Consider the following 22875-nt stretch of genomic DNA (forward strand, 5'->3'; position numbering starts at 1 on the left):
TTAACTAAGCTCAAGCTCTAAGCTCGAGGTTTATTCAAACCTCTGTCATACATAACAATGCTTCCTGCAACAGATACATTTAAGCTTAATTGCGATTTGAATTTGACAAGGAAATGACTTTTTTCAATGGCTTGGTTAGATAAGCCATGGTCTTCTGCTCCCAATAAATAGACACAACGTCTTGGATGATGAAAGTTTTCTAAATTTTCAGCTTTATCAGTTAATTCTACACCTACAATTCGAGCACCTTTTGGCAGGTTTTTAAAAAAATCGTCAAAATTCTCATAATGAAAATAAGGCATAGACTTTACGGCATTATGTGTATCGCAAGCTTGTTTGGCATACCTGTTTCCAATAGTAAAAATAAAACTGGCTCCAAGGTTTTGAGCCGATCTCCATAGTACACCAAGGTTTTCTGGTGTTTTTCCATTCTGGATACCTATGCCAAAGAATTCATTTTCGAAGTTGTCTATCATAAATTCAAAATTAACTATTCTTAAATATTTACTAAAAAAATTAAACCTTAAATTATTTGTAAGATTTGGTGTAAAACCATTCGTCGACACTTAATCGCAATTCACCTACACTTAAATTCAGCCTAGCGAAGGAAAATAGTTGTATGTTCCAATTACATTATTTTTACAGTTACTTAAACCTATGTGATGAAAAATAATTTAAAAGTGCTTCTTATTGAAGATGATATGATTGAAGTCATGAAATTTAACAGGGTTGTTACCTCTCTAGACCTTAAATGTAATACCGTTGAGGCAAATAATGGAGAAGAGGCTCTAAATATTTTAGAAAAAAAAGACGAATTACCTGACATAATTTTATTAGATTTAAACATGCCAAAAATTAATGGTATGGAATTTTTGTCCATTTTAAAAGAAGATAAAAGCTTGCAACATATTCCTGCAATCATATTAACAACATCTAATAATCGAAAAGATTTGCTGGAATGTTATAAACTAGGAATTGCAGGTTATATTTTAAAACCTTTAAAGTATGAAGACTATGTGACGAAAATAAAAAAGCTATTGGCATATTGGAGTATTAACGAATTAATAAAAACTTAAACGCATGAAAGGAATTGTTTTTACAGAGTTTTTAGATCTGGTAGAACATAAGTTTGGCCTGGAAATGGTCGACACTATTATTTCACAATCAGAATTGGAATCTGAAGGTATTTACACAGCTGTAGGGACTTATAAATTCTCTGAAATGCTGCAGCTTCTTAAAAATCTAAGCACTAATACCAATATTTCTATTGATGATTTGTTGCTCGTTTATGCAGAGCACTTCTTTAGTGTTTTAAAAGAGAGCTACCCAGATCTTATGTCAATGTATAAAGACCCCATAGATATGTTGGCATCTATTGAAAATCATATACATGTTGAAGTTAGAAAAATTTATCCAGATGCTGAATTACCGACTTTTGTAGTGGAAGAAAAAACAAATAATTCATTGATCATGGTTTATAAATCCAATAGAGCCATGCACCATTTTGGTTTAGGTTTAATGAATAAAACGTTTGAACATTTTAATTCTACAGCTTCAATCGTTTTGGAAAAAATTAAGGAAGATGGTACGGAAGTCAAGTTTATCATTAATAAAAATTAATGAGTCAAGATAACATTGACATACTTCAACGTGCTCTCAAAAGGGAAAAATCAGCTAGAAAAGCAGCAGAAAAGATACTGGAAGAAAAATCGTTAGAGCTATACAATACAGCTCAAAAATTAAAAGAAGCTAATGAAAAATTGGAATTGCTTCTCGAAGAAAAAACATCCCAGTTGCAAGGTGTTTTTGAAAATATTAATGATGCCTATTTAATAATGGATCTGGAAGGCAATGCCCTAAAAATGAATGATGCAGCCATCGACTTATTTGGATATGATATTAATAAAGAGAAATTAAATGTTATAGACCTTATCTATAAACCAGATGCCAATTATGCATTTAAGTCATTTAGGGAATTAAGAAAAAAAGGTGCATTTACAGATTACACGGCTAGAATTATTACCAAAGATAAAAGTATTAAATGGGTGCATATAAATGCTAGTGTTATATACGATAAGAAAAAATTACCTATTGCAGCTCAAGGTATTATAAGAGATATTACAGAAGCAAAACGAACTGCTTCGTTGATAGAAGACCAAAAAAGGAAGTTAGCTAAAAGTAATGATGAGCTACAAGAGTATGCACATATAGTATCTCATGATTTAAAATCACCATTAAGGAGTATTAATGCCTTGGTTAGCTGGATTAAAGAAGATAATGAAGGTAAATTAGATGCTGCTAGTCTGCAAAATTTCACACTTATAGAAACGACGTTAGAGAAAATGGAGCAGCTTATATCGGATGTGCTAAACTACTCGAGTATAGGTTCTGAAGAGAAAGAGAAAATAAATGTTGATTTAGAAATAGTGGTAAAGGATTTAGCTAAAATCCTTTATGTTCCAGGTCACGTTTCTATTAATATATTAGGTCCATTACCTAAGGTTAAAGGCTATAAAACAAAATTGCAGCAGTTATTCCAAAACCTGATAAGTAATGCCATTAAGTTTATAGATAAAGATAAAGGGTGTATCGATATCGAATATAAAGTATTAAAAAACTATTATCAGTTTTCTGTAAAAGATAATGGTATGGGAATAGATAAACAGTATCACAAAAAAATATTCAAAATTTTTCATACTCTAAATGAGAGTAAAAACTCTACAGGTATAGGGCTTTCAATTGTTAAAAAAATTGTTGATTTACATGATGGTGAAATTTGGTTGGAAAGTGAGCCTAAAGTGGGGACTACATTCTTTTTCACATTAAAAAAATAGCATGATGGAGCAACCAAATCTATCCTATATTTATAGTATGTCTGGAGGAGATAAGGACTTTGAAAAGAAGCTTATCAATATTATTAAAGCTGAATTTCCAGAAGAAAAAAAAACATATTATAAGAACATAAATTCTGATAATTTTAATAAAGCTTCAGAAAATGTACACAAACTTAAGCATAAAATTAGTATTTTAGGACTTGAAAAAAGTTATGAGATGGCTGTCGATTATGAAAATAATTTAAAAAAAGCCAGTACTGTGGGCAGAAAAGATTTTGATGCCATTTTACAGCTCATAACAGATTTCATAAATACCTTATAAACATTTTTTATGAACTGTATTATTATTGATGACGAAGCGACAGCCAGAGCCATTATCTCTCAGTTGTGTTCTAATATTTCAAGTTTAAATGTTCTTGAGGCATTTCCTAATGCCATTGAAGCTATTAAATATTTAAACCAAAATGATGTAGATCTTATTTTTCTCGATATTCATATGCCAGATTTTACAGGTTTTGACTTTATTCAAACACTTAAAAATCCACCTAAGATAGTTTTAACGACTTCGGATACTAATTTTGCCATTGAAGCATTTGAGTACGGTTGTATTGTAGATTATTTAGTAAAACCAATTACTTTACCACGTTTTGAAAAGGCGATTCAAAAAGCTGAATCTACCACATCTAAAATGGTCGAAAATACAACACCAATAGATGCTGTAGAAACAGCTTCAGGCAATGATTTATATATAAACATAGATAGGCGTTTAATAAAATTAGATATTCCCAGTATTTATCTTATTGAAGCTAAGGGAGATTATATCAATGTAAAAACAGAAGATAAAAATTATACGGTACATTCAACTTTAAAGAAGATTGAAGAAAAACTGCCAGACTCCTTATTCCTTAAAGTACATCGCTCATACGTTATCAATATAAAAAAAATCATTGATATTGAGGACAATAGTGTACTGATAAAAAAAGATGTGATTCCTGTAAGTAGATCTAATAGACCTGAGTTAATGAAACGCTTGAATTTACTTTAAGCTTAGGAATAATATTAAGCCAAAAGTGATTTTGGTACTAGATAAAATCACATAATTAGAGCCATATATTGGAATAATGAAATATTCCACTTAGTTCTATACGAGTCCCACATTCAATCTAAATATAATATCCCATCTAACTTAGTCAAAATCATTCATCCTTAGTATACACCCATTCACCTACACTTAATTTTCGTCTACCGAAAATAAAAATATATGCCCTTATAGTCATATAGCTTTGTGGTATTAAATATAAATATCATGAAAAAAATATTACTATTACTTGTGTTCGTTTACGTTAATGTATACACGCAAGATATTCCGTTTAACTGTGATTATAATGCCTATTTATTTCAGTATAATGATGTATATGCAATAGATTTAGCCTCTGGTAATTCATATACAGTCGCAACCGATGTAACCGAAGGATCTATTAATGCTGCAGCATATAATCCAGCAGATGGATTTATCTGGGGTTCGTTAAGCTATCCAGCAAAATCTATAGTGAGAATAGGGAAAGATTTTTCAACCCTGACATTTTATGTAGATGAATTGCCTTCAGGAAATAGATATGTTGGAGATGTTAGTGCTGAAGGGGTCTATTATTTAAAAGGAGGGGGTACAACTTACTATACCATAGATGTAAACCCAGATTCTGATAACTATGGAGGTTATATGGCAACAAATAATTTATCAAAAAGCTTAAGTATTCACGACTGGGCATTTAATGCTGTTGATAATAAATTATATACAGTAGAAAAGAAAACCAATATTTTATATCGTATAGATGCAGATAATGGCATCATAGAAAGTTTAGGCGAAGTCCCAATCTTATCTGGTTTAAATTATACATATGGTGCTGTTTATTTTGATGCATCTGGACGTTTTTACGTGTCAGCCAATCAAACGGGAACGATTTATGTTATCCAAAACGTACAGGATTTAGATAGTAGCAGCTCCATGGAATCTAACCTTTTCGCTTTCGGGCCTTCGAGCTCTCAAAATGATGGTGCCCGTTGTCCAACGGCTCCAGTACCACAAGAAGACTGTACCAATGGAATCGACGATGATGATGATGGCTTAATAGATTGTGAAGATCCGTCATGTTCTGGTTATGCCGCTTGCCCAGTTATAGAAGCGCCAACATCGAGTGGGAACTCTGGAGGCTTAGAAAGTAACAACAGGCTGTCTGAACAAATTAATAAACGAAACTTTAATAGAGCAAAGAATAATTATAAGTTCGATAAGGTGTCAGCAAAGCGATTTGTCAAATCAGCTAAGTATGGTAAAAAAACAGGGAAGAATGGCCTACAATTATCTGATCTTGTGCCATTGGAAGTTTTAAATGAAGACCGAGCAATAGAATCATCTCCATCAGATTTGTTAAATATTACAAATGCCACAGATGTTTATTCGGTAGATTACATGAAAGCTGGCGAAGCTGTAGCGTCTATACTTATTCTTAAAACTGACAAAGGTGTTTATGAGCATACTAAATACATTTGTGACAGATTATTAGGTGCTGAATTAATTTCTGTGTCTACTATAGAAATAAAAGAACAAAAATTTATAAAGGCACTCATCAAAAATATAGATGGTTCTTTAGAGTTTGTATTAAGCTTATCGGCAAAACCAATTAATAGTGGTGCTAATTTTGGCATTGAAAGTCATTGGAATTTAGATAAATATGAAGATAATGTGCCGTTTTATAACTTCCAAATATGGTCCAATTCTTTAGATGATCTATTGCAACTTGGAGAGGAAGTTGTAAGGTTATTAGATGTTCAAAAACCTGTGATCAGTTATAACAACTCAGCACCTCCAACGGTTTTTGTTAGAAAAGGTAAATACCATCATGGTAAACTCGATTTACAAATAGTTAATACCAATAGGAGTGAAGCCGTTGCTTTTGATGGTGGTTTAAGAACTACCGAGACGAAAACTGTAGAATATGTATCGTCTACTATCGATTTATATGGTAATTATATTACAGATGTAGAAGTGAATGCAGGAAACCTGTTTGATATTGGTTTTAGAATAGGTGATGGCATACAAACCCCAGATGACCTATTCATGTCTGATGGGCCTTGGGGATACGATGATGCAGCATCAAGTACCATGGTTACGGCTTATAATGTAAAACCTAATGAAGAAGCATTTGATGGAGATGAGTTTCCTATTGAACGTAATATAGAGTTGGTGGCCAATACTAAAGAATATATAGCAGCTTATAGAGCTTTAACCCCGAAGTTTAATCCTGTAGATCTATCAAATTATAATAGTTTTCAATTTAAAGCTAAAGGCACTGGGACTTTAATTATTAGACTGGTAAAAGAAAGCATAGCTAACTGGGAAGAACAGTATCAGACCAGCATAGCTTTAACCAATACATTACAAGACTATAGTGTGCCGTTTTCTGAATTTACATCCATAAATGGATATGATTTTGAAAAACATGACGTAACCTCTATCGTTTTTACCATGTTAGCTGAAACAGGAGAGGTTGAGACTAAAGAGATGACTTTGCAACAACTGCGTTTTTCAATAAGTAATACACTCTCGGTAGAATCATTGAATGGTGTTGAATCATATAAAGCATGGGCGTCTCCAAATCCTATGGGTTCAGGTACAACGATACATTTTACAAGTCAGAATTCAGAGCCAATAGAACTATTGCTCTACAACCAATTAGGTAGTTTGGTTAAAAAGACGATTTATAGAGCTGTTACTGGTAAAAATGAAATAAAATTAGGAAGAAAAGGCTTAATGTCTGGAATTTATTTCTGTAATGTAAAAAGTAAAACAACGACCTATAAAACAATAAAATTATTGGTAAAATAATTAATCACTACTCTAATTTCATTTAAAAGGTAAAAGGCACTATGTTTTTTACCTTTTTTTGTTTTTATATAGGAATTTAGTTTTGTCTTGATTGTAGTTGTTGGTAATTAATAAATAAGGTATTATTTTGCCATAGAATGGTATTTACGAAAGAAATAAAAGGGAACGAATTATATGTTTACGCCAATGGAAAATTAATTTATAAACGTTGGCTTGATACGGGGCAATCTTTTATTTTTGATAAACTAGCTTATAATAAATATACCTTGGTTTCAATTAAGGATCATAAAAAACAAGATTCCTAAACTTATTATCCATCTCAGAATTGCTTATGTCACAAGATAGAAATTCATTAATAGATTTTATTCTAAGTATTGTTCCAATTTCTCAGGAAGAGTCACAGTACATAGCGTATAGTTTTCATCCTATTAAAATAAAAAAAGGAGATTTTCTACTGCGAGAGGGGGCTATAAGTAATGATTATTTTTATTTAGAGAAAGGCCTTATGCGTACTTTTCTTTTTGATTTGGAAGGCAATGAAATAACCACCGATTTTTTTCTCGAAAACAATATTGTTTTAGAAGTCACGTCATTTTTTAATAGCGTTCGTTCTGAAGCTAATATTCAGGCAATAACAGATTGTATTGGATATAGGATTTCCTATGAGCAACTCAATACACTTTTTCATCAAAAACCAGCTTTTCGTGATTTTGGGCGCGCCATTTTAGTAAAAGAGTTTATAGCTTCCCAAAAACGAAATTATAGCATGATTAACAGAACGGCAGAGCAGCGCTATCAGGAATTATTAAAGACAAAGCCACAAATCTTAAAACATGCACATTTAAAATATATAGCTTCCTATTTAGGAATTACAGATAGTACACTAAGCCGGTTGAGAAGAAAAGTATAAATTTACATTTCTTGCCTTTTGTCAAGTAATTTGTGTCGATTTCTATAGAAGTTTGTGCTATAAAAATTATTTTATGGCAGAGATATCTATTTTAGTAACTGTAAGCTTCGTTTTTACCACATTGGTTACCCTATGGTTTTTTTACAAAGCTTCAAAGCATAGAAAAGCCCTTTTCGGTATTATTATTTGGATGGCCGTTTTAAGCATGCTAGGCTTTTCAGGATTTTATAGGAATACAGAAACGTTTCCACCAAGGTTTGCTTTTTTAATTGGACCAGGGATTCTTTTTGTTTTGCTCATTTTTTTAATCAAAAAGGACCATAAATTTTCTGATACGGTAAATTTAAAATGGCTGACCTTGCTACATGTTATTAGGATTCCTGTCGAAATTGTTCTCTTTTATGCATTTAGGGCAGGTTTGATACCAGAACTTATGACTTTTGAAGGCTATAATTTCGATATTCTTTCTGGGCTTTCGGCACCAGTCATATATTATTTGGTTTTTATTAAAAAAAAGATAGGTTATAAGGTACTTTTATTATGGAATATAATCTGTTTAGTTCTACTTTTAAATATTTTAACGATTGCAGTTTTAAGTGCTCAAACCCCTTTTCAAAAATTGGCGTTCGACCAACCAAATATTGGTGTAACGTATTTTCCGTTTGTATGGCTTCCAGCTGTGATTGTTCCTATGGTTTTATGGTCTCATTTGGTTGGAATAAGAACTTTGTATAAACATAAGCGCAGTTCTAATAAAATTGTGTGATTGAATTCTTAGGAGTTATAGTTTCATAAAAACAGGCTTATCAAACACATACCATTTAAATCTCATGCCAATTTCGGTGAACGTAAAACCAGCAGCTGTTGTTGAGGCAATATTACTTCGGGTACCATAAATATTTAATAAAGCACGTTCACTAAATTTATAACCCAATTTTCCTTGAGCACGATAGGTGCTTTGCTTGTTATTGTTTTCTATGAACTGGTAACCAGTTGCAGCCGTTAACTCATAAAACCATTCTTTAGGTCTTGCTATGGTTTCGTCTTTTATCAGGTTAATAAAAATTTCGGTTGCATGAAACCGTTCTGGACTAAAATAAATGTTTGGTAATTGGTTTTTAAAAGTGATGTATTGGTAGTTAAAACCAGCTTTTAAAGCTGGTTTTTTTAGTATATTATAATATAAAGAGGTAAACAATAGATTTCTAGTGTTATTATCGTTTTGAGAGGTGTAATAGTACTGTGTAAACCAGCCTAGATTAAAGTTGGTACTAACATTATAATTAGCATAAAAATGATTCATAACGATTTCACGATTCAATAAATCAGCATTAAAATTTTGGATCTCACGTTTGTAGCCTACATCCAAAATTTGCAATTTAAAAGGTTTGATATGAAACGATACATCGGTTAGTAATTGGGTGTAATCTTGCGTATTGGCTTTTGCGGAACTAATACCAGTTGTTCCTTTAAAAGTAATATTAGGTAGTAATTGATAGGCTAGTCCCAACAACATATTATTAGATGTTGCTTTGTTATCGGTTATCGAGTTACTTGTGGTTCTGTATTCATAATTGGCTAGCCATTTAAATTTTGTAGAGGTAGGAAATTCTAAATTTGTATTAAAAGTGTAGGCTTCGTTATCGCCATTATCAAAAGAATAAGCTCCTTTGGTTTCTAATAAAGGAGTAAAGTGCGTGTTTAGACTTTTAATAAACTGGGAGGCATCTTTTTGTTTTTTGTAAAAACGAAGGGTGTTATTGGCAGATTGATAGGCCTCTTCATATTGTCCTAAAGCCTTTAAAGCGTTTGCTTTTCCTAAGTTACCATCAAAAGACGCGCTATCATTTTTTAAAATGTTGTTATAGTCGACTAAACTCTTTTTAAAATCGCTCTTATAGATGTTCAACGTAGCTCTTAAAACTAGAACCCAATTGGAGTTGGAAGTGTTTTCTGTAAGTTTGCCTATTAAAACCTGAGCTAGTTTGTATTTTTTATTCCAAATTAAAGCTTGAATATAACGCTCTTGGGTTTGTTTTACAATAGAGGAGTCTTTTAAGTGTGGTATGGTATCATAAGCTTCTTTACTAAATTTTAAAGCAGTTTTATTTTTATGATTCAAATGACTTACCAAAGCAAGTCCATTTAATGAAATAGCTTTATTGGCTTTATCACGACCAATAACTTTATATGTGCTTTCAGCTTTATCATAAGCTTCCATAATTAGATAAAGATTGGCCAAGTTGATTAAGGTTTCTTTTTCGTTTTCAAAAAGAATCAGGTTTTCTTTTAAAAGTTTTTCAGCTTCCGTATAATTTTGTTGCTGTTGGTTTTGATAGGCATAACCTAAATATATATACTTTTTAGAGGTTAAAGCATTTTTATTGTTTGGTGATACTTCCAAAGCCTTATTAACATATAGTAAAGCATCATCGTATATTTTTAGATTGGATAAGGTATTGGCATAACCTAAAAGTGTTGGAAAACTTTGACCGTTTTCTCCGATAAGCATTTCATAATATGTTTTGGCTTTACCATAGCTTTTGTCCCATAGCAGCGATTCGGCGTAATTTAGTTTAATCTCAAAATTATTAGGATAGGCTTTTAATAAGTCAGAGAAAATAGAAAGTGCTTTTTTAGGATTTCCATTTAGACCTACAGCTCGCCCATAACACAGTTTAGCGGTTTTATTCTTAGGATGGTCATTTAAAACAGTTTTAAAATAAATTTCGGCTGCTTCGTATTTACCAGTTTCCAGATAAGTAAAGCCTTGTTGCATGTTTTGAGACATACTATGTATGCTAAAGAACAAGAATATTACGGCTGCATATGATTTAAAATTCATGAGCGATTTTTAGTACTTGCAAGTTAAGCAATAGATTTCAATCATTCACCTACAGCAAACTGCAACTCACCGAACTTGATCTATAATTTTAATAATTACGGAGCATCTTTACATCAGAAATCAAAATAATATTAATTAAAAATAGAAACTATGGCACTTAAAATTACAGAACAAAACGGAACATTTTTAATAGAAGGAACTATTAACACTACGACAGCAATGAATTTTCAAAATCATTTGGAAGCCATTTTAAATAGACGCAATATGCTTACTATAGATATTGAAAACGTAACAGAGATTGATGCTAGTGGTATGAAAGCACTAAGAGCACTTTACGGTAATGCTTTAATTTATAACAGACCATTTTACATTATTGGTACGGGCTGTAAGGAAATCTATGATGATTTTACATTTACAGATGCCGCATAATTGTTACTTAATATAAATCCAAATCTAGATATTATGAACTTCGAAATAATAAACAATAAAGGCGTTTTTGAAATACATGGTGATTTTACAAAAGCGCACACCAATCAGGTTGCCAATTATTTTAACAATCTGCTAGACAAGTATTATGAGATTGTTATTTGTCTTAAACAAGTTAAATGTATAGATGATAAGGCTTTGAATGTTATGAGGTTTATCGTAGCAAAGGCTAAAAGACGAAGTAAAATATTATTTGTTTTGGGAAAAGATAACAAACGTATTAACAAACAATTTAAAACTGCTAACCTCAATAATATTTTTAAAAATGATTACGATAGTAAATAATTTTAGGAAAAGAATCTCTCCAGAACAGTTATTTATGATAAGTGTTCTGGCTGTAAATGGCGGAAATTATTTGTATAATCTAATTCTTGGTCGTTTGTTGGGTCCCGCACAGTTTTCAGATGCAGCCGTTCTAATAACTTTTTTATTGGTATTGTCTTTCGTAGCAATGACATTTCAGTTGGTCACTGCAAAGTTTTCAGTGCTTTTTGAAGACCAATTATTTAAAAGTTTTATTTCAAAAATCTATAAAAATGCCTTAGCCATTGGTTTGGTCATGGGTGCATTGATTGTTAGTTTTTCCACTCAATTACAACAGCTATTCAATACCTCGTCTTCAAGTATGTTTGTAATATTTGGTTGTGGTGTACCATTATATTTTTTAATGAGTGTGAATAGGGGCGTATTTCAAGGAAAAAAAGCATTTAAGGCATTGTCTATAACCTATCAATTTGAAATGTTGAGTCGCTTACTATTCACTTTGGGATTGATTTTTTTATTTAACATACATTCTTCGGTAGTTATAGCTATTGGTATTTTAATCTCTTTTGTATTTGGTTTAATACCTTTTAAATTCAAGTCGATTCATTTTAAATCGAAATCATTAGTGCCTTTAGTAGAGGCAAAACAAGTGAGGCATTTTTTTATATTGACCGCGTTTTATGAACTCACTCAGATTATCATTAACAACAGCGATATCCTTTTAGTAAAACACTATTTTGAACCTTATGAAGCAGGTTTATATGCTTCCTTAGCTTTAATAGGGCGTATTGTTTATTTTATTGCTTGGATGTTTGTCATGTTGTTGTTGCCAACGGTAGTACAACTTAAAAAAGAAGGCAAGGAAACAGCGTCCATATTATTTAAATATATAGGCTATATAGCAACCATTTCAATAACTATTGTCTTAGTGTGTTTAAGCTTTCCCGAAACGATTATCAAGCTATTATTTGGCCAGAGTTATATAGCCATGGCACCGCTTTTGTGGAAATATGCCATTGCTACAAGTATGTTTGCCATTTCTAACATCTTCGCCTACTACTATTTGTCTTTAGATAAATACCTCCCTGTCATTATATCTGGTGTATTTGGAATGCTCCAAATGCTACTAGTCATCTTTTACCACAATAGTTTAGAACAGGTTGTATACATGCAGATTCTGGCTATGGTTTTATTGCTGATTATTCAGCTTGTATTCTTCAGATTAGACCATAAAAAAGCTTAAAATATGTGTCATATCTGCTTCTGATTGACAAAACAATTTCTTAGCTAAGATTATGCGATTTATTAATGCGTTCCATTCATGTCGGTATGAGATCGTTGAACGGAGTCGAAACAAGGTACGATTGTGACGTCACATCATATAAGGCCAAGCAATGTCCTAGCTAGGCTATGCCATTTCTCTTTACGTTCGAAATGACTCAAAACGATCTTTCTTCACTATATCTCAACTCCGCTTAGTGACCAACCAAGAATATCAAAACAGGCTAATCTAAAGCAAGTTACCATTCGTCTACAGTAAGTGTCAACCCATCTATGATGCTCACTTTTTGGGATTTAAAAGCTGCAATTTTACACTATAACTAAAAAAACAAATCATCATGAAATTAGCAATAGTAACAGCATATCCACCAAGTAAAGTCACTTTAAATGAATATGCATATCATTTAGTAAAACATTTTAGACAAAGAGAACGTATAACCGAACTGGTATTGTTAACAGATACTACAGAAGGTCAAAAAGATATTGAATTTACAGAAGCTGGATGTAAGATAACAATAAAAGAGTGTTGGACATTTAATAGTTATAAAAACATTTTCACCGTCATTAAAGCGATTAATGAAACTAAGCCTGATTCTGTATTGTTCAATTTACAGTTTATGAAATTTGGCGATAAAAAAATAGCTGCAGCATTGGGGTTAATGTTGCCATTGGTATGTAGATTAAAAAAAATTCCAACGATAGCCTTATTGCATAATATTTTAGAGGAAGTAGATCTAGACAGTGCTGGTTTTACATCTAATAAAACCATGCAAAAAATATATGGGTTTATAGGATCAACTTTAACTAAATTGATTCTACAAGCAGATGTTGTAGCGGTTACCATGCAAAAATATGTGGATGTTTTAGAAGCAAAGTATAACGCTAAAAATGTAAAGTTGATACCACATGGTACATTTGAAATCCTTGAAGAACCAAACTTCAATGTTCCTTTGAAGCCTTTTAAGGTGATGACTTTTGGAAAGTTTGGAACTTATAAAAAAGTAGAGAAATTAATCGAAGCTGTAGAGTGTATTAAAACACATTCAAATTTAAATTTAGAAGTCGTTATAGCAGGAACAGATAATCCAAATACACCAGGGTATTTAGAGTCCGTGAAAAAAGCTTATAGTCATGTAGAAGGATTAACTTTTACAGGTTATGTTGAAGAACAGGATGTACCTAAATTGTTCAAAGAAAGTGCGCTTGTGGTATTTCCTTATACCTCTACAACTGGAAGTTCTGGTGTTTTACATCAAGCAGGGAGTTATGGAAAAGCAGTAGTCATGCCAGATTTAGGAGATTTAGCTTTATTGGTCAAAGATGAAGGTTATAGAGGAGAGTTTTTCGAACCAACCAGTGTGAGTAGTTTAGCCTTAGCTATTCAAAAAATACTTGAAAACAATGCTTATCGAGTAGAACTGGAACGTGCAAATTATAGAGCAGCTACAGCTTATCCTATGTCTAGAATAACCAATATGTATATAAATGTATTTCAATCTATAATTCTGGAAAAGAAAAGAGAAATATTACGAAGAAAACAGGTTATTGCTTAGAGATATATTTAAAAGCGGGCTTAGTCTCTCCCTTTTGGTTTATAAATCCGAAATACGCTTGAGTTCGTTTATGCCAAGGAAGCCGTCCAACGACTTCCTTTGGTATTTTAGTAAAATCATAAAGTGTCCAGGACATGAACGATATCTCATTTTCATTAAAAATATGTTGTGCTTTTTTGTGATAAGCCGCTTGGTCACTTTCTGAATAGCCAAAAGGATTCCAAAGCCCCTTATAAGAAGATATTCCAAATTCTGTAATGACTAAAGGTTTCTCTGGGGTTTCCAGCTTTAAACTATCATATGTCTTTTCCAAATTATCAAGATCTTCATAATAATGAAACGTGATAAGGTCAAGCTTATCTTTTAGCATCGTAGCACTTTTAGCATTTGACCAACCAATGGTAACAGGGTGTTCTTCATCAACAGACTTTACTAAATCTATCATCTGGTCTAACCAAGCGACCACTTGTTGTCGTCCACGAGATTCAAAATCTAAATTAGGTTCGTTTTTTATATCCCATGCTAACAAAGCGTTATGGTCTTTTAAGGCGGTTACTATGGTTTCTGCATGGCGTTGGTTTAATGTCCAGTCTAATACCGAATAATCACCATAAAAATCAAATAAGGTTACAACCACTTTCAATTCTTGTGCTTCAGCAAGATCTAACACTTGGATAAGTTTCATGAGCTTTTCTGTATTTACACTAGCTTTCCCGAAACTGGCATAAGGCACAAAAATCCGAATACTATTGAGTCCAGTTTCTTTAATCAGTTTGAAGTCTTTTGAGATGATATCTGCGTTAAATGCATCACCAAACATATTCCAAGGCGTGGCTTGTGGGTAGTAATTAATGCCTTTTACGGCTATTTTGTCATGGGAGACGGTTGTGATATTTTCACTATAATTAGAAACCTCTTTTTTTATGATATGCCTGATGCGCCAATACCCATCTTCTAATAATAAAATAATTTTATAGGTTGATTTTTCTTTGGTTTCTAAAACGATATTTTCATTTTTATAAAGACGTTTATATTCAATAACATCTTTATCTGTAATGACAGCAAGTTGTCCATCTTCACTGAAAAACTCTAGGGTAGGGTGGTGTTCTAAAGTTGTTTCTTCGATAGTGATATTTTCTGAGACATTGTGTTCTATAATATTAAATATGTTTTCACGTGCACTTTCGGTATAATAATCATTAATACCATCGGTTTTATTGGTTTTGTAAGCGATGTGTTTTACGTACCAGGCATCTAAATAATTATTCTCGATAGTGTTTAGGGTTTGTTCATCCATAGGGCGGCCTTCATTATTTAAAGAAGCCCAAATTATTTTAGGCAGATACTGATCTGCTTTTTTTATTTCTGTATGTAGAATAGAACTTCTGTCTGCACCAGTATTTAGGTAACTGTATAAGCTACTAATTCCAAAAACTACAAAAGCAATAATAGCCACATAAGAAAGCATCAAAATAATACGTAGTATGTTCCTGTTAAGACCTGTCATAGTTTTATATTTCGATATGTTTTTTCAATACCAGCTGTTTCTATTTTAAAAGTATATGTGCTATCTGGGAAACTATCAAGATTTAAATTAAAAGTAGCATAGCCTGTAAATGAATCTTTATAAAATGTTTTGATTTTTATATTGTTTTGGAGGATATGTAGTTTTACTTCCAAACCATCTGGGATCATTTGTCCCATGAAACTTTTTAAGGGACCTACGGTTATGGCTTTGTTCCCTTCAGAAAAAGCAACTTTAAAATATGTAATAGACTGTTTGTATGTGACTGATATACTATCGCTTTCTGATATACCTTTCACAAAAGCTTTAACTTCCCAAATATCTTGATGATCAGGATGGATTATTTTGGCCGTAGCGATACCTTGAACTGTACTGCCAGAGGTTTTAAGTATATCATTTGACGCATTAGTAATAAAAAAATCAACATAGGTTCCGTCACTAACTATATTATCATACTTGTCTTTAATGATCGAGGTTGAAAAGGTTGTTATTTGATTGCCATCGGCATACTCGTGATTACGATTATAAGTTATAGTAAAATCTGTTGGAATAGTTGGTAATATATTAATATCGTATTCTTTTGAGTTTTTATTTAAACATTCCGAACTAATGAGCATTCTCCCTGTTTTGGTTTTGGAATATATGTTTTTATAACTGATACTATTTTTCATGTAGATGGTATCATGACTTTCGTTTGCTAAAAATTGATACATTACTGAAACTTGCGTGTTATCTTTTAAAGGGTTATCATGGATATCGGTGGGGATAACCACGAGCATTGTATAGTCTGTTTCACCTGTTTCAATACTGGGTGGACCTAAATAGGTTTCCATGGTTGCGACCTCTTGTTTTGGGTGGATATTTAATTTGCCGTACAGAGTACTACCTAATAATTTCCAGCTAATCATTCCTGTTTTATTACCGAGTGATTTTGGGAGCTGGTAGCTCAATGAGCTTCTATTAATAACGGGCTTAATGATTATAGAACCATAGCTGTTACTTAAATATAAGTCTGGTTTAGAATCACTGTTAGTAGAAAACTTTAAAGTAATATCATGACCTGCTTCAAATTCGGTTTGAGGTGTTAGTAATCTAAATGTATCATTAATTTTTAAAGATTTCATAGAAGCTGTGAATGATAACAATATCATTACAAGAACAAGCAGATGTACATATTTAAATCTCATTAATTTGGGTTTCCTATATAGTTGTTCATTTCAATTTTTATAAACTTATAATTTGGATGGTCAATAGATTGTAGTTTTGTATGCGTATGGTTTTTAATTCTATTTGGAACTATTTTATTTGAAATAGCCTCATTTGGTAAACCATTAACAAAGCAATTTTTCATATCATTGCTAATTAAGAGTATATCATTATTTTTTAAAAGCGAATATTCAAAAGCCTGTTGACGTTGTTGTCTAATGCCTACTTCCAAAAACAGATGATCTACCCAAATCATATTTTTGTTAGCATCGTAATAGGTAAATAATAATTGTGGGATGGTAATTTCTTCTAATCCAGAATTAAACAACTTTCCGTTAATCATGTCTGGAGAGATATCTAAATCACTTAAAGTTGCCTTTTTGTATAAATCTGAACCTGAAACATTACCAGCAACTTGCAAGTTGAATTTAGTAGGCTGTTCATGAAACTCCATGGGTGTGAATTCATCTGGATTAAAGGTTTTAGGAATAGAATCTTGGGTTTTAGACCAGGCTATGCCTTCAAAGTTAATTTTAAAAGAACTCACTTCCTTTGGCATTAATTTATGTTTTACATGATATTTGGCGTTAAAGGTGGCTAATTCTTTATTAGCGTCATTATACAACGTGCCTTTTAAAACTACATCGGCAGGAACATTATCGATATTCTGAACTTCACCAATTAATACATAACTGTTATCAAATTTTATCAATTTAGCTGAAAGTACCTCTAAAACTGGCTGTTTTAAAATATCTTCATGGTGGGTTTGTTGTGTGGTTATGCGCCTGCGACCTTGATTAAAATAGGTTGTGACATTATTCGAATATAACTGATCTGGGGGTAAATCTAAATCAATATCATCTGGTTGAATAAACCACTTACCATTTAATTTGATCAGCGATTTATGATCCGTTTTATTAATTTTCTCTAATGGAGTTATCCAATTTGTATGGACTTTAACGGTTGCTAGGCTATCCGTTTTATTCGTTATTATGGTCTCTATAGCATCTAATTTAGCGTAAGAGCTTAATAAACCGTCAGTCACCGAAATTTCTAGCATATATTGGGCAATTGGGGTATTGCTTTCTGGATTAATGAGACTGTGTGCTTTTTCAAATTCTTTAAAATCAAGTGCATCGTAGTAGGCTATAATAGCATTTTCAGGTGAATGGTGAGCATTATTTTTTATATAGAATTTATAGATACCAAAACAAACTGCCATGGCTAAAAAAAAGGACCAGATATGTGTTGTTTTAAGTAATCCTTTTGAAAACAGGCTGTAATCATTCTTAAAATTCAAGTATTCTGGCAGTGGCGTGACCTTTGTTTTTAATGCTCGAATCCATAGCGATTGAATATTCAACATAAACGCCATAATAACTGTTAAAAAAGGTATTACACCCCAAAGTATTTTTTGCCACGTAGCCACATCATCTTTTGGCAGAATGGAAGGCATAGGAGGGATATTTAACTTTTCCCATACCTCAATACCATTTTCTAACTGTCTTAAGCGTTGCCATCCACAGAAAAACAAAATAGGGTCGTAAAATTTATCATTAGAAAAAATGTATTTGAGATGGTACTTTTCTGGTGTTGTTAAGAATTGTTGTAGGGACCCGATACCTTCAAGACCTTTAAATTTAGAATTCTCTAAACGCTCTATAGGTCTTGTGGTAAGCTCTGGTAACCGCCTGGCAGAATGGTAATTACCGTCCACACTCATCGCGTTTGTTTGCGCAGATAACCATGCCATTTGATCACCAAAACCTAAAGTCATATATCGCCACTGGTCATGTTGGTCTTGATTAAGAAAATTGATGATAGGAAGCATTTTTATTTGCTGAGGTTGCGAGGGTCTAAAATACCCTAAGCTCATGGTAAAGATGGTCATGAATATAAATAGTCCTGCCAATATTCCGCCAACAATACGATGGTAAATGGCACCCAACCTTTTCTGAATTAAGGTTTTTAAATCACCTTCTGCAAAACGATATACAAACTCACCAAAAAGAGGCAAGGACATGATGGAAGCCCAAAGTGTAAATCGGTCTAGCGTTAAAATATTAAAAGCGGTATCTCCTAATATTAGTTTGGGGATAAGCGTTGTACCACCAGTTCCCAAAATAAATAATATGGTTATGGACAAGCCAAAGAATACATAGCGTTTGCTATAATATCTATAAAAAATATAAGGGAGTAGTATGAGTAAAATTCCCCAAGGAATTAAAAAGAAAACCAATCCAGAGGATGTGATTTCTAAAAAATTATCACGAGAACCATGTGGAATAGGCACTTGGGTAATAGGGTTGTTTTTAGAATTTATCCAATAGGGGAGTATGCACCCAATAATAATGATTAGAGAAAACATTCCAAAGCTTATAACCCGTTTAAAAAGCTTGAAGAAGCTATTTAAAAATACTTTTAATGTGATGGCTTTTATGGATTCGACCTGTTCTCTAGAAGCATCCATAATTACCATGCCTATTAAAGGAAAAATAAAGAATATCATCCCAAATATAGGTGTTACATGATGCGATGTTACAGTAACAGCTATTAACGATAAAGCGGTTAATAAATAACGGTACTTACCTGTCTTTATCCATAAGTAAATTTCTGGTAAAGCATGCATTAAAATGGAAACCCCCATAATACTTGGTAATTGTCCGAATAAATGTAAGGTCTCAACAAAAGAAGAAGATAGTACAGCAAGTATGGCAGCATAACCAGCTACGGTTTTATTTGAGGTCATTAATAAGGCAAATCGATAAACCCCAGTGATAAATAATATGATACTAATAATAGCTACCGTAAATAACCCCAATTTTAACCCACCTACAAAAGAAAAAGCCGCTATAGCCTGATGTACTAATGGCGGATAACTCATTACTGTAAAGCCTGTATACCACTTATAATTCCAAGGTTCAAACCAACTATTGGCATAGTGGTCTGCAAAAAACAAATGTATCAGCGCATCATAGGTGGTTTCTAATGTGAAGAATATGGACGTTCCATGAAATGCCAATCCCAAGAGTAAGGCAACAATTAAATATTTGTTAGTTTTTTTCTTCATTTAAACGTAAGCTGTTTTCTACGAAATAAAGATATGATAAAGTTTTGTATCGACGAGCGGTATTTATCGAAGTAAAGATTTCATTCATCTACACAAGGTTTCCAACCAACGAATTACACCCAAAAAAGGCGTTAATCGCGACTACTTTTGACTAAGAAATCAAAACAAATTTATCATGAAAACAGGAATTATTATACCGTGCTACAATGAAGAAAAAAGATTAAATGTGAATGCTTTTGTTGCATTTGTTAAATCACATGAAGCCTATCATTTATGTTTTGTAAATGATGGAAGTAAAGACAAAACATTACAGGTATTACAGGACATTCAAAAACAAGTCCAAACTAGAGTAAGCATTGTAGATGTGAAAAAGAATGCAGGTAAAGCAGCGGCAGTTAGATCTGGAGCCCGTTACTTGTTTAATAGACGAGATATAGATTATATTGGTTTTATTGATGCCGATTTATCCACCGACTTTAATGACTTTGAAAAGTTGGTAGATACTTTACATCATAATGATAATTTATCATTGGTTTATGGTTCAAGAGGAAAGGGAGAAGGGCAAATTGAAAGAAATTTGTTTAGAAATATATTTTCAAAAATGGTTAAAATGATTGTATTCTTAATTTTAGGCCTGCCAATTGAAGATACACAGTGTGGAGCAAAAGTGTTTAGACGTAATATTATTCCTGTGGCGTATAATCAGGCATTTTTAACCAGATGGTTATTTGATGTTGAAATCTTTTTAAGATTAAAAAAACATTTCGGTTCAAAAAATATTATGCATAGTATGCATGAACAACCCTTGGACAGATGGGTACATGTAGATGATTCTAAATTAGGAATGAAAGACGCTTTACAAATTCCTTATATGTTAATGAGTATTTGGTTTTCCTATACTATTTTGTCAGCTTTTACTTCCACGCTTGAGGCTAGCAAGGTCATAACAATAGATAATATCAATGTTATCAATAGTTCGAACATAGAAATAGCAGCGTAACTTTACCTTATATATTTTGTTTGATTTAAAGGCAGTACTCTATATGAGGCTGCTTTTTTTATCCTCCAATCGTAATCATGCTACGATTATTGTTATGTAATTTAGGTTCTTGTAATTTTTTTAAGGTATCCATGCCCCCACGGATTTTAAACTTGGCTCGTACTGCTTTTTGGATGATAGGTTCAATGGGGTTTCCAGAACGGAGCGTGGTTAATAAATCTGATTCTGTTGAAGAAAACAAACAGTTTTTTAGTTGTCCGTTGGCCGTTAACCTCAGTCTGTTACAAGAATCGCAAAACGGATTCGTAACAGAGCTAATAATAGCAAAGCTACCTTTATAACCTTTTATTTTGTAATTTTTCGAGGTGTCGTTAGGGGCATCTTGTAAGCGTTCAATTTGTGACTCAGAAAACGTATTGTTTACATAATCCATGACTTCTGCATAAGAAACCATTTTGCTCATATCCCATTTATTACCATCAAAAGGCATAAATTCAATAAAGCGAACAGAAATGGGTAGGTCTTTTGTGAAATTGATGAAGTCTATAATTTCATTGTCATTAAACCCTTTCATTAAAACAGCATTTACCTTAACGGTAAAGCCTTCTTTTACCAATAATAATATATTGTTGTAAACTTTTTTAAATTCATGTCTTCTGGTAATGTGTTTAAACTTCCCTTCGTCCAAAGAGTCTAGGCTCACATTAATTTTATTAACACGGTTTGTCTTTAAAACGGCAATAAACTTATCTATAATTACAGCGTTGGATGTGATGGATAATTCTACAGGAAGGGAAGCCAATTTTTCTAAAATAACAGGAATATCTTTTCTTACCAAAGGCTCTCCTCCAGTTAATCGAATTTTAGTAACACCATGATCTACAAAGGTTTTTGCAATGTCGTAAATCTCCTCATAAGTCATTAGATGACTTTTCGGAGACAGTTGCACGCCTTCTTCTGGCATACAGTAAGAACAGCGTAAATTACATCGTTCTGTTAACGAGATACGTAAATATGCATGGTCTCTACCGTGTGAATCTTGTAATATGGGGGTATCGCTATTCATCCTTAATTCTTTTCTTCATTAGTCGTGTCTTGCACCTTTTAATATTCTAAAAATATGCAGTATCGATGGAAATATAGCATCCATGGATTCTTTTGCGCCATTTGTAGAGCCTGGTAGAGCTAAGACCAACGTGTTGTCTATTGTTCCAGCAACACTTCTGGATAGCATGGAGAAAGGTGTTCTATCCTGTCCATAGTTACGAATAGCCTCTTCAATGCCTGGGATTCTTCTATCTAAAAGCGGTAAAAGCGCCTCTGGAGTAACATCTCTAACAGAGAGGCCTGTTCCGCCAGTGTAGATAATTAAATCGACACCTTGTTTTTGATAGTTTTTTGCTTTCTCTTGAATAATTTCTTTTTCATCAGGAATAATAATGTAATCATCAACTTTTACATCGCTATCTTCTAATTTTTGTATAATAGCTTTACCTGCTTTATCTTCTTTATGTCCTGCTGAAATGGTATCGGAACAAACAATAACAACCGCTTTTAAGTCCTTTCTAAAACGGTCTCTAAAATCGGATTTACCTCCTTTTTTATTGAGCAGTTTTATAGCATGAATCTCGATACCTTTATCAATAGGCTTAAGCATATCGTACATGTTCAATGCGACTACGCTTGCTCCATGCATAGCTTCAACTTCTACGCCCGTTTTATAAATAGTTTTAACCGTAAATAAAATCGTAATTTCCAGTCCGTTTATTTCATATTCAACCCCCGTAAATTCGATAGGTAAGGGGTGGCAGTCTGGAAGGATGTCTGGGGTGCGTTTTACGCCTAATAAACCTGCTGCTTTGCTCATAGAAAAAACATCTCCTTTCGGCACTGTTCTATTTTCTATAGCTGCAATGGTTTCTGGCTTGCTAACCTTGATAACAGCTTGAGCAACTGCAGTTCTTAATGTGGTATTTTTATGTGTAATGTCGACCATTTTATGTAGATTCGTTGAA

General features: G+C 32.7%; 21 protein-coding genes. 14 read left to right on the forward strand and 7 right to left on the reverse strand.

All coding sequences use genetic code 11. The annotated features are described in order from the left end of the window. Positions 1 to 17: 17 nt before the first annotated feature. Positions 18 to 476, reverse strand: a complete 459-nt coding sequence (locus HHX25_RS14515) for an RNA methyltransferase (protein ID WP_169674973.1) — start codon at positions 474 to 476, stop codon at positions 18 to 20. Between the two features lie 186 nt (positions 477 to 662). Here HHX25_RS14515 and HHX25_RS14520 point away from each other — a divergent pair, with 186 nt between their 5' ends. The 9 genes from HHX25_RS14520 to HHX25_RS14560 all read left to right on the forward strand — a co-directional run bounded on the left by HHX25_RS14520 (position 663) and on the right by HHX25_RS14560 (position 8396). Then, the gene (locus HHX25_RS14520; protein WP_169674975.1) at positions 663 to 1076 is read left to right on the forward strand and encodes a response regulator; all 414 of its coding nucleotides are present in this window, start codon (positions 663 to 665) and stop codon (positions 1074 to 1076) included. Positions 1077 to 1080: 4 nt separating this feature from the next. After that, positions 1081 to 1620, forward strand: coding sequence for a heme NO-binding domain-containing protein (locus tag HHX25_RS14525; RefSeq protein WP_169674977.1), 540 nt, complete (start codon positions 1081 to 1083; stop codon positions 1618 to 1620). Beyond that, the gene (locus HHX25_RS14530) at positions 1620 to 2834 is read left to right on the forward strand and encodes a sensor histidine kinase (RefSeq protein ID WP_169674978.1); all 1215 of its coding nucleotides are present in this window, start codon (positions 1620 to 1622) and stop codon (positions 2832 to 2834) included. The genes HHX25_RS14525 and HHX25_RS14530 overlap by 1 nt, the downstream gene beginning before the upstream one ends. A 1-nt stretch (position 2835) precedes the next feature. Continuing rightward, positions 2836 to 3156, forward strand: a complete 321-nt coding sequence (locus tag HHX25_RS14535; RefSeq protein WP_317169095.1) for an Hpt domain-containing protein — start codon at positions 2836 to 2838, stop codon at positions 3154 to 3156. Positions 3157 to 3165: 9 nt separating this feature from the next. Beyond that, positions 3166 to 3879 carry a LytR/AlgR family response regulator transcription factor gene (locus HHX25_RS14540; protein WP_169674981.1) on the forward strand — a complete coding sequence of 238 codons (714 nt, stop codon included), beginning with the start codon at positions 3166 to 3168 and terminating at the stop codon, positions 3877 to 3879. 261 nt (positions 3880 to 4140) lie between these two features. Beyond that, entirely contained in the window at positions 4141 to 6720 is a 2580-nt protein-coding gene (locus HHX25_RS14545) for a T9SS type A sorting domain-containing protein (RefSeq protein ID WP_169674983.1), read from the forward strand. Positions 6721 to 6857: 137 nt separating this feature from the next. Then, positions 6858 to 7025 carry a hypothetical protein gene (locus HHX25_RS14550; RefSeq protein ID WP_169674986.1) on the forward strand — a complete coding sequence of 56 codons (168 nt, stop codon included), beginning with the start codon at positions 6858 to 6860 and terminating at the stop codon, positions 7023 to 7025. Between the two features lie 26 nt (positions 7026 to 7051). Continuing rightward, positions 7052 to 7630, forward strand: a complete 579-nt coding sequence (locus HHX25_RS14555) for a Crp/Fnr family transcriptional regulator (protein WP_169674988.1) — start codon at positions 7052 to 7054, stop codon at positions 7628 to 7630. A 73-nt stretch (positions 7631 to 7703) separates the two neighbouring features. Further along, positions 7704 to 8396 carry a hypothetical protein gene (locus tag HHX25_RS14560; RefSeq protein ID WP_169674991.1) on the forward strand — a complete coding sequence of 231 codons (693 nt, stop codon included), beginning with the start codon at positions 7704 to 7706 and terminating at the stop codon, positions 8394 to 8396. A 15-nt stretch (positions 8397 to 8411) separates the two neighbouring features. Here the strand turns inward: HHX25_RS14560 and HHX25_RS14565 are convergent, their stop codons facing one another. Next, positions 8412 to 10475: a tetratricopeptide repeat protein gene (locus HHX25_RS14565; protein ID WP_169674993.1), complete on the reverse strand. Its 2064-nt coding sequence runs from the start codon at positions 10473 to 10475 to the stop codon at positions 8412 to 8414. A 150-nt stretch (positions 10476 to 10625) separates the two neighbouring features. Between HHX25_RS14565 and HHX25_RS14570 the strand changes: the two genes are divergently transcribed. The 4 genes from HHX25_RS14570 (at position 10626) to HHX25_RS14585 (ending at position 14059) form a co-directional block, all read left to right on the forward strand. After that, the gene (locus tag HHX25_RS14570; protein WP_169674995.1) at positions 10626 to 10904 is read left to right on the forward strand and encodes an STAS domain-containing protein; all 279 of its coding nucleotides are present in this window, start codon (positions 10626 to 10628) and stop codon (positions 10902 to 10904) included. Between the two features lie 33 nt (positions 10905 to 10937). Next, a complete protein-coding gene (locus HHX25_RS14575; RefSeq protein ID WP_169674996.1) occupies positions 10938 to 11246 on the forward strand; it encodes a hypothetical protein in 309 nt (102 codons plus the stop codon). Beyond that, positions 11227 to 12468, forward strand: a complete 1242-nt coding sequence (locus HHX25_RS14580) for an oligosaccharide flippase family protein (protein ID WP_169674998.1) — start codon at positions 11227 to 11229, stop codon at positions 12466 to 12468. Before HHX25_RS14575 ends, HHX25_RS14580 begins: the two co-directional genes overlap by 20 nt. A gap of 376 nt (positions 12469 to 12844) precedes the next feature. Then, complete coding sequence (locus HHX25_RS14585; RefSeq protein WP_169675000.1) at positions 12845 to 14059, forward strand: glycosyltransferase; 1215 nt, start codon at positions 12845 to 12847, stop codon at positions 14057 to 14059. Here the strand turns inward: HHX25_RS14585 and HHX25_RS14590 are convergent. The 3 genes from HHX25_RS14590 to HHX25_RS14600 form a co-directional block, all read right to left on the reverse strand. Further along, positions 14049 to 15566 carry a glycoside hydrolase family 2 TIM barrel-domain containing protein gene (locus HHX25_RS14590; RefSeq protein ID WP_169675003.1) on the reverse strand — a complete coding sequence of 506 codons (1518 nt, stop codon included), beginning with the start codon at positions 15564 to 15566 and terminating at the stop codon, positions 14049 to 14051. The two genes, HHX25_RS14585 and HHX25_RS14590, sit on opposite strands and share 11 nt — an antisense overlap. Further along, positions 15563 to 16708 carry a hypothetical protein gene (locus tag HHX25_RS14595; RefSeq protein WP_240964542.1) on the reverse strand — a complete coding sequence of 382 codons (1146 nt, stop codon included), beginning with the start codon at positions 16706 to 16708 and terminating at the stop codon, positions 15563 to 15565. The genes HHX25_RS14590 and HHX25_RS14595 overlap by 4 nt, the downstream gene beginning before the upstream one ends. Positions 16709 to 16770: 62 nt before the next feature. Then, positions 16771 to 19860, reverse strand: coding sequence for a hypothetical protein (locus HHX25_RS14600; RefSeq protein ID WP_169675007.1), 3090 nt, complete (start codon positions 19858 to 19860; stop codon positions 16771 to 16773). Between the two features lie 175 nt (positions 19861 to 20035). Between HHX25_RS14600 and HHX25_RS14605 the strand changes: the two genes are divergently transcribed. Then, on the forward strand, positions 20036 to 20860 hold the full coding sequence (locus HHX25_RS14605) for a dolichyl-phosphate beta-glucosyltransferase (RefSeq protein ID WP_169675009.1): 825 nt from the start codon (positions 20036 to 20038) through the stop codon (positions 20858 to 20860). A gap of 58 nt (positions 20861 to 20918) precedes the next feature. Here the strand turns inward: HHX25_RS14605 and moaA are convergent, their stop codons facing one another. Both moaA and moaCB read right to left on the reverse strand, forming a co-directional pair. Further along, on the reverse strand, positions 20919 to 21926 hold the full coding sequence (gene moaA / locus HHX25_RS14610; RefSeq protein ID WP_169675011.1) for a GTP 3',8-cyclase MoaA: 1008 nt from the start codon (positions 21924 to 21926) through the stop codon (positions 20919 to 20921). 18 nt (positions 21927 to 21944) lie between these two features. Next, positions 21945 to 22856 carry a bifunctional molybdenum cofactor biosynthesis protein MoaC/MoaB gene (moaCB, locus tag HHX25_RS14615; protein WP_169675013.1) on the reverse strand — a complete coding sequence of 304 codons (912 nt, stop codon included), beginning with the start codon at positions 22854 to 22856 and terminating at the stop codon, positions 21945 to 21947. Between the last annotated feature and the right edge of the window lie 19 nt (positions 22857 to 22875).

Origin of the sequence: Flavivirga algicola (assembly GCF_012910715.1) — a bacterium.
GTDB lineage: Bacteria > Bacteroidota > Bacteroidia > Flavobacteriales > Flavobacteriaceae > Flavivirga > Flavivirga algicola.

Bases quoted from the DNA above. Each gene is read 5' to 3' on its own strand.
- HHX25_RS14515 (WP_169674973.1), bottom strand. From the start codon at position 476: ATGATAGACAACTTCGAAAATGAATTCTTTGGCATAGGTATCCAGAAT.
- HHX25_RS14550 (WP_169674986.1), top strand. From the start codon at position 6,858: ATGGTATTTACGAAAGAAATAAAAGGGAACGAATTATATGTTTACGCC.
- HHX25_RS14575 (WP_169674996.1), top strand. From the start codon at position 10,938: ATGAACTTCGAAATAATAAACAATAAAGGCGTTTTTGAAATACATGGT.
- HHX25_RS14525 (WP_169674977.1), top strand. From the start codon at position 1,081: ATGAAAGGAATTGTTTTTACAGAGTTTTTAGATCTGGTAGAACATAAG.
- HHX25_RS14555 (WP_169674988.1), top strand. From the start codon at position 7,052: ATGTCACAAGATAGAAATTCATTAATAGATTTTATTCTAAGTATTGTT.
- HHX25_RS14595 (WP_240964542.1), bottom strand. From the start codon at position 16,708: ATGAAATCTTTAAAAATTAATGATACATTTAGATTACTAACACCTCAA.
- HHX25_RS14540 (WP_169674981.1), top strand. From the start codon at position 3,166: ATGAACTGTATTATTATTGATGACGAAGCGACAGCCAGAGCCATTATC.
- HHX25_RS14545 (WP_169674983.1), top strand. From the start codon at position 4,141: ATGAAAAAAATATTACTATTACTTGTGTTCGTTTACGTTAATGTATAC.
- HHX25_RS14590 (WP_169675003.1), bottom strand. From the start codon at position 15,566: ATGACAGGTCTTAACAGGAACATACTACGTATTATTTTGATGCTTTCT.
- HHX25_RS14570 (WP_169674995.1), top strand. From the start codon at position 10,626: ATGGCACTTAAAATTACAGAACAAAACGGAACATTTTTAATAGAAGGA.
- HHX25_RS14520 (WP_169674975.1), top strand. From the start codon at position 663: ATGAAAAATAATTTAAAAGTGCTTCTTATTGAAGATGATATGATTGAA.
- HHX25_RS14600 (WP_169675007.1), bottom strand. From the start codon at position 19,860: ATGAAGAAAAAAACTAACAAATATTTAATTGTTGCCTTACTCTTGGGA.
- moaA (WP_169675011.1), bottom strand. From the start codon at position 21,926: ATGAATAGCGATACCCCCATATTACAAGATTCACACGGTAGAGACCAT.
- HHX25_RS14580 (WP_169674998.1), top strand. From the start codon at position 11,227: ATGATTACGATAGTAAATAATTTTAGGAAAAGAATCTCTCCAGAACAG.
- moaCB (WP_169675013.1), bottom strand. From the start codon at position 22,856: ATGGTCGACATTACACATAAAAATACCACATTAAGAACTGCAGTTGCT.
- HHX25_RS14565 (WP_169674993.1), bottom strand. From the start codon at position 10,475: ATGAATTTTAAATCATATGCAGCCGTAATATTCTTGTTCTTTAGCATA.
- HHX25_RS14535 (WP_317169095.1), top strand. From the start codon at position 2,836: ATGATGGAGCAACCAAATCTATCCTATATTTATAGTATGTCTGGAGGA.
- HHX25_RS14560 (WP_169674991.1), top strand. From the start codon at position 7,704: ATGGCAGAGATATCTATTTTAGTAACTGTAAGCTTCGTTTTTACCACA.
- HHX25_RS14605 (WP_169675009.1), top strand. From the start codon at position 20,036: ATGAAAACAGGAATTATTATACCGTGCTACAATGAAGAAAAAAGATTA.
- HHX25_RS14530 (WP_169674978.1), top strand. From the start codon at position 1,620: ATGAGTCAAGATAACATTGACATACTTCAACGTGCTCTCAAAAGGGAA.
- HHX25_RS14585 (WP_169675000.1), top strand. From the start codon at position 12,845: ATGAAATTAGCAATAGTAACAGCATATCCACCAAGTAAAGTCACTTTA.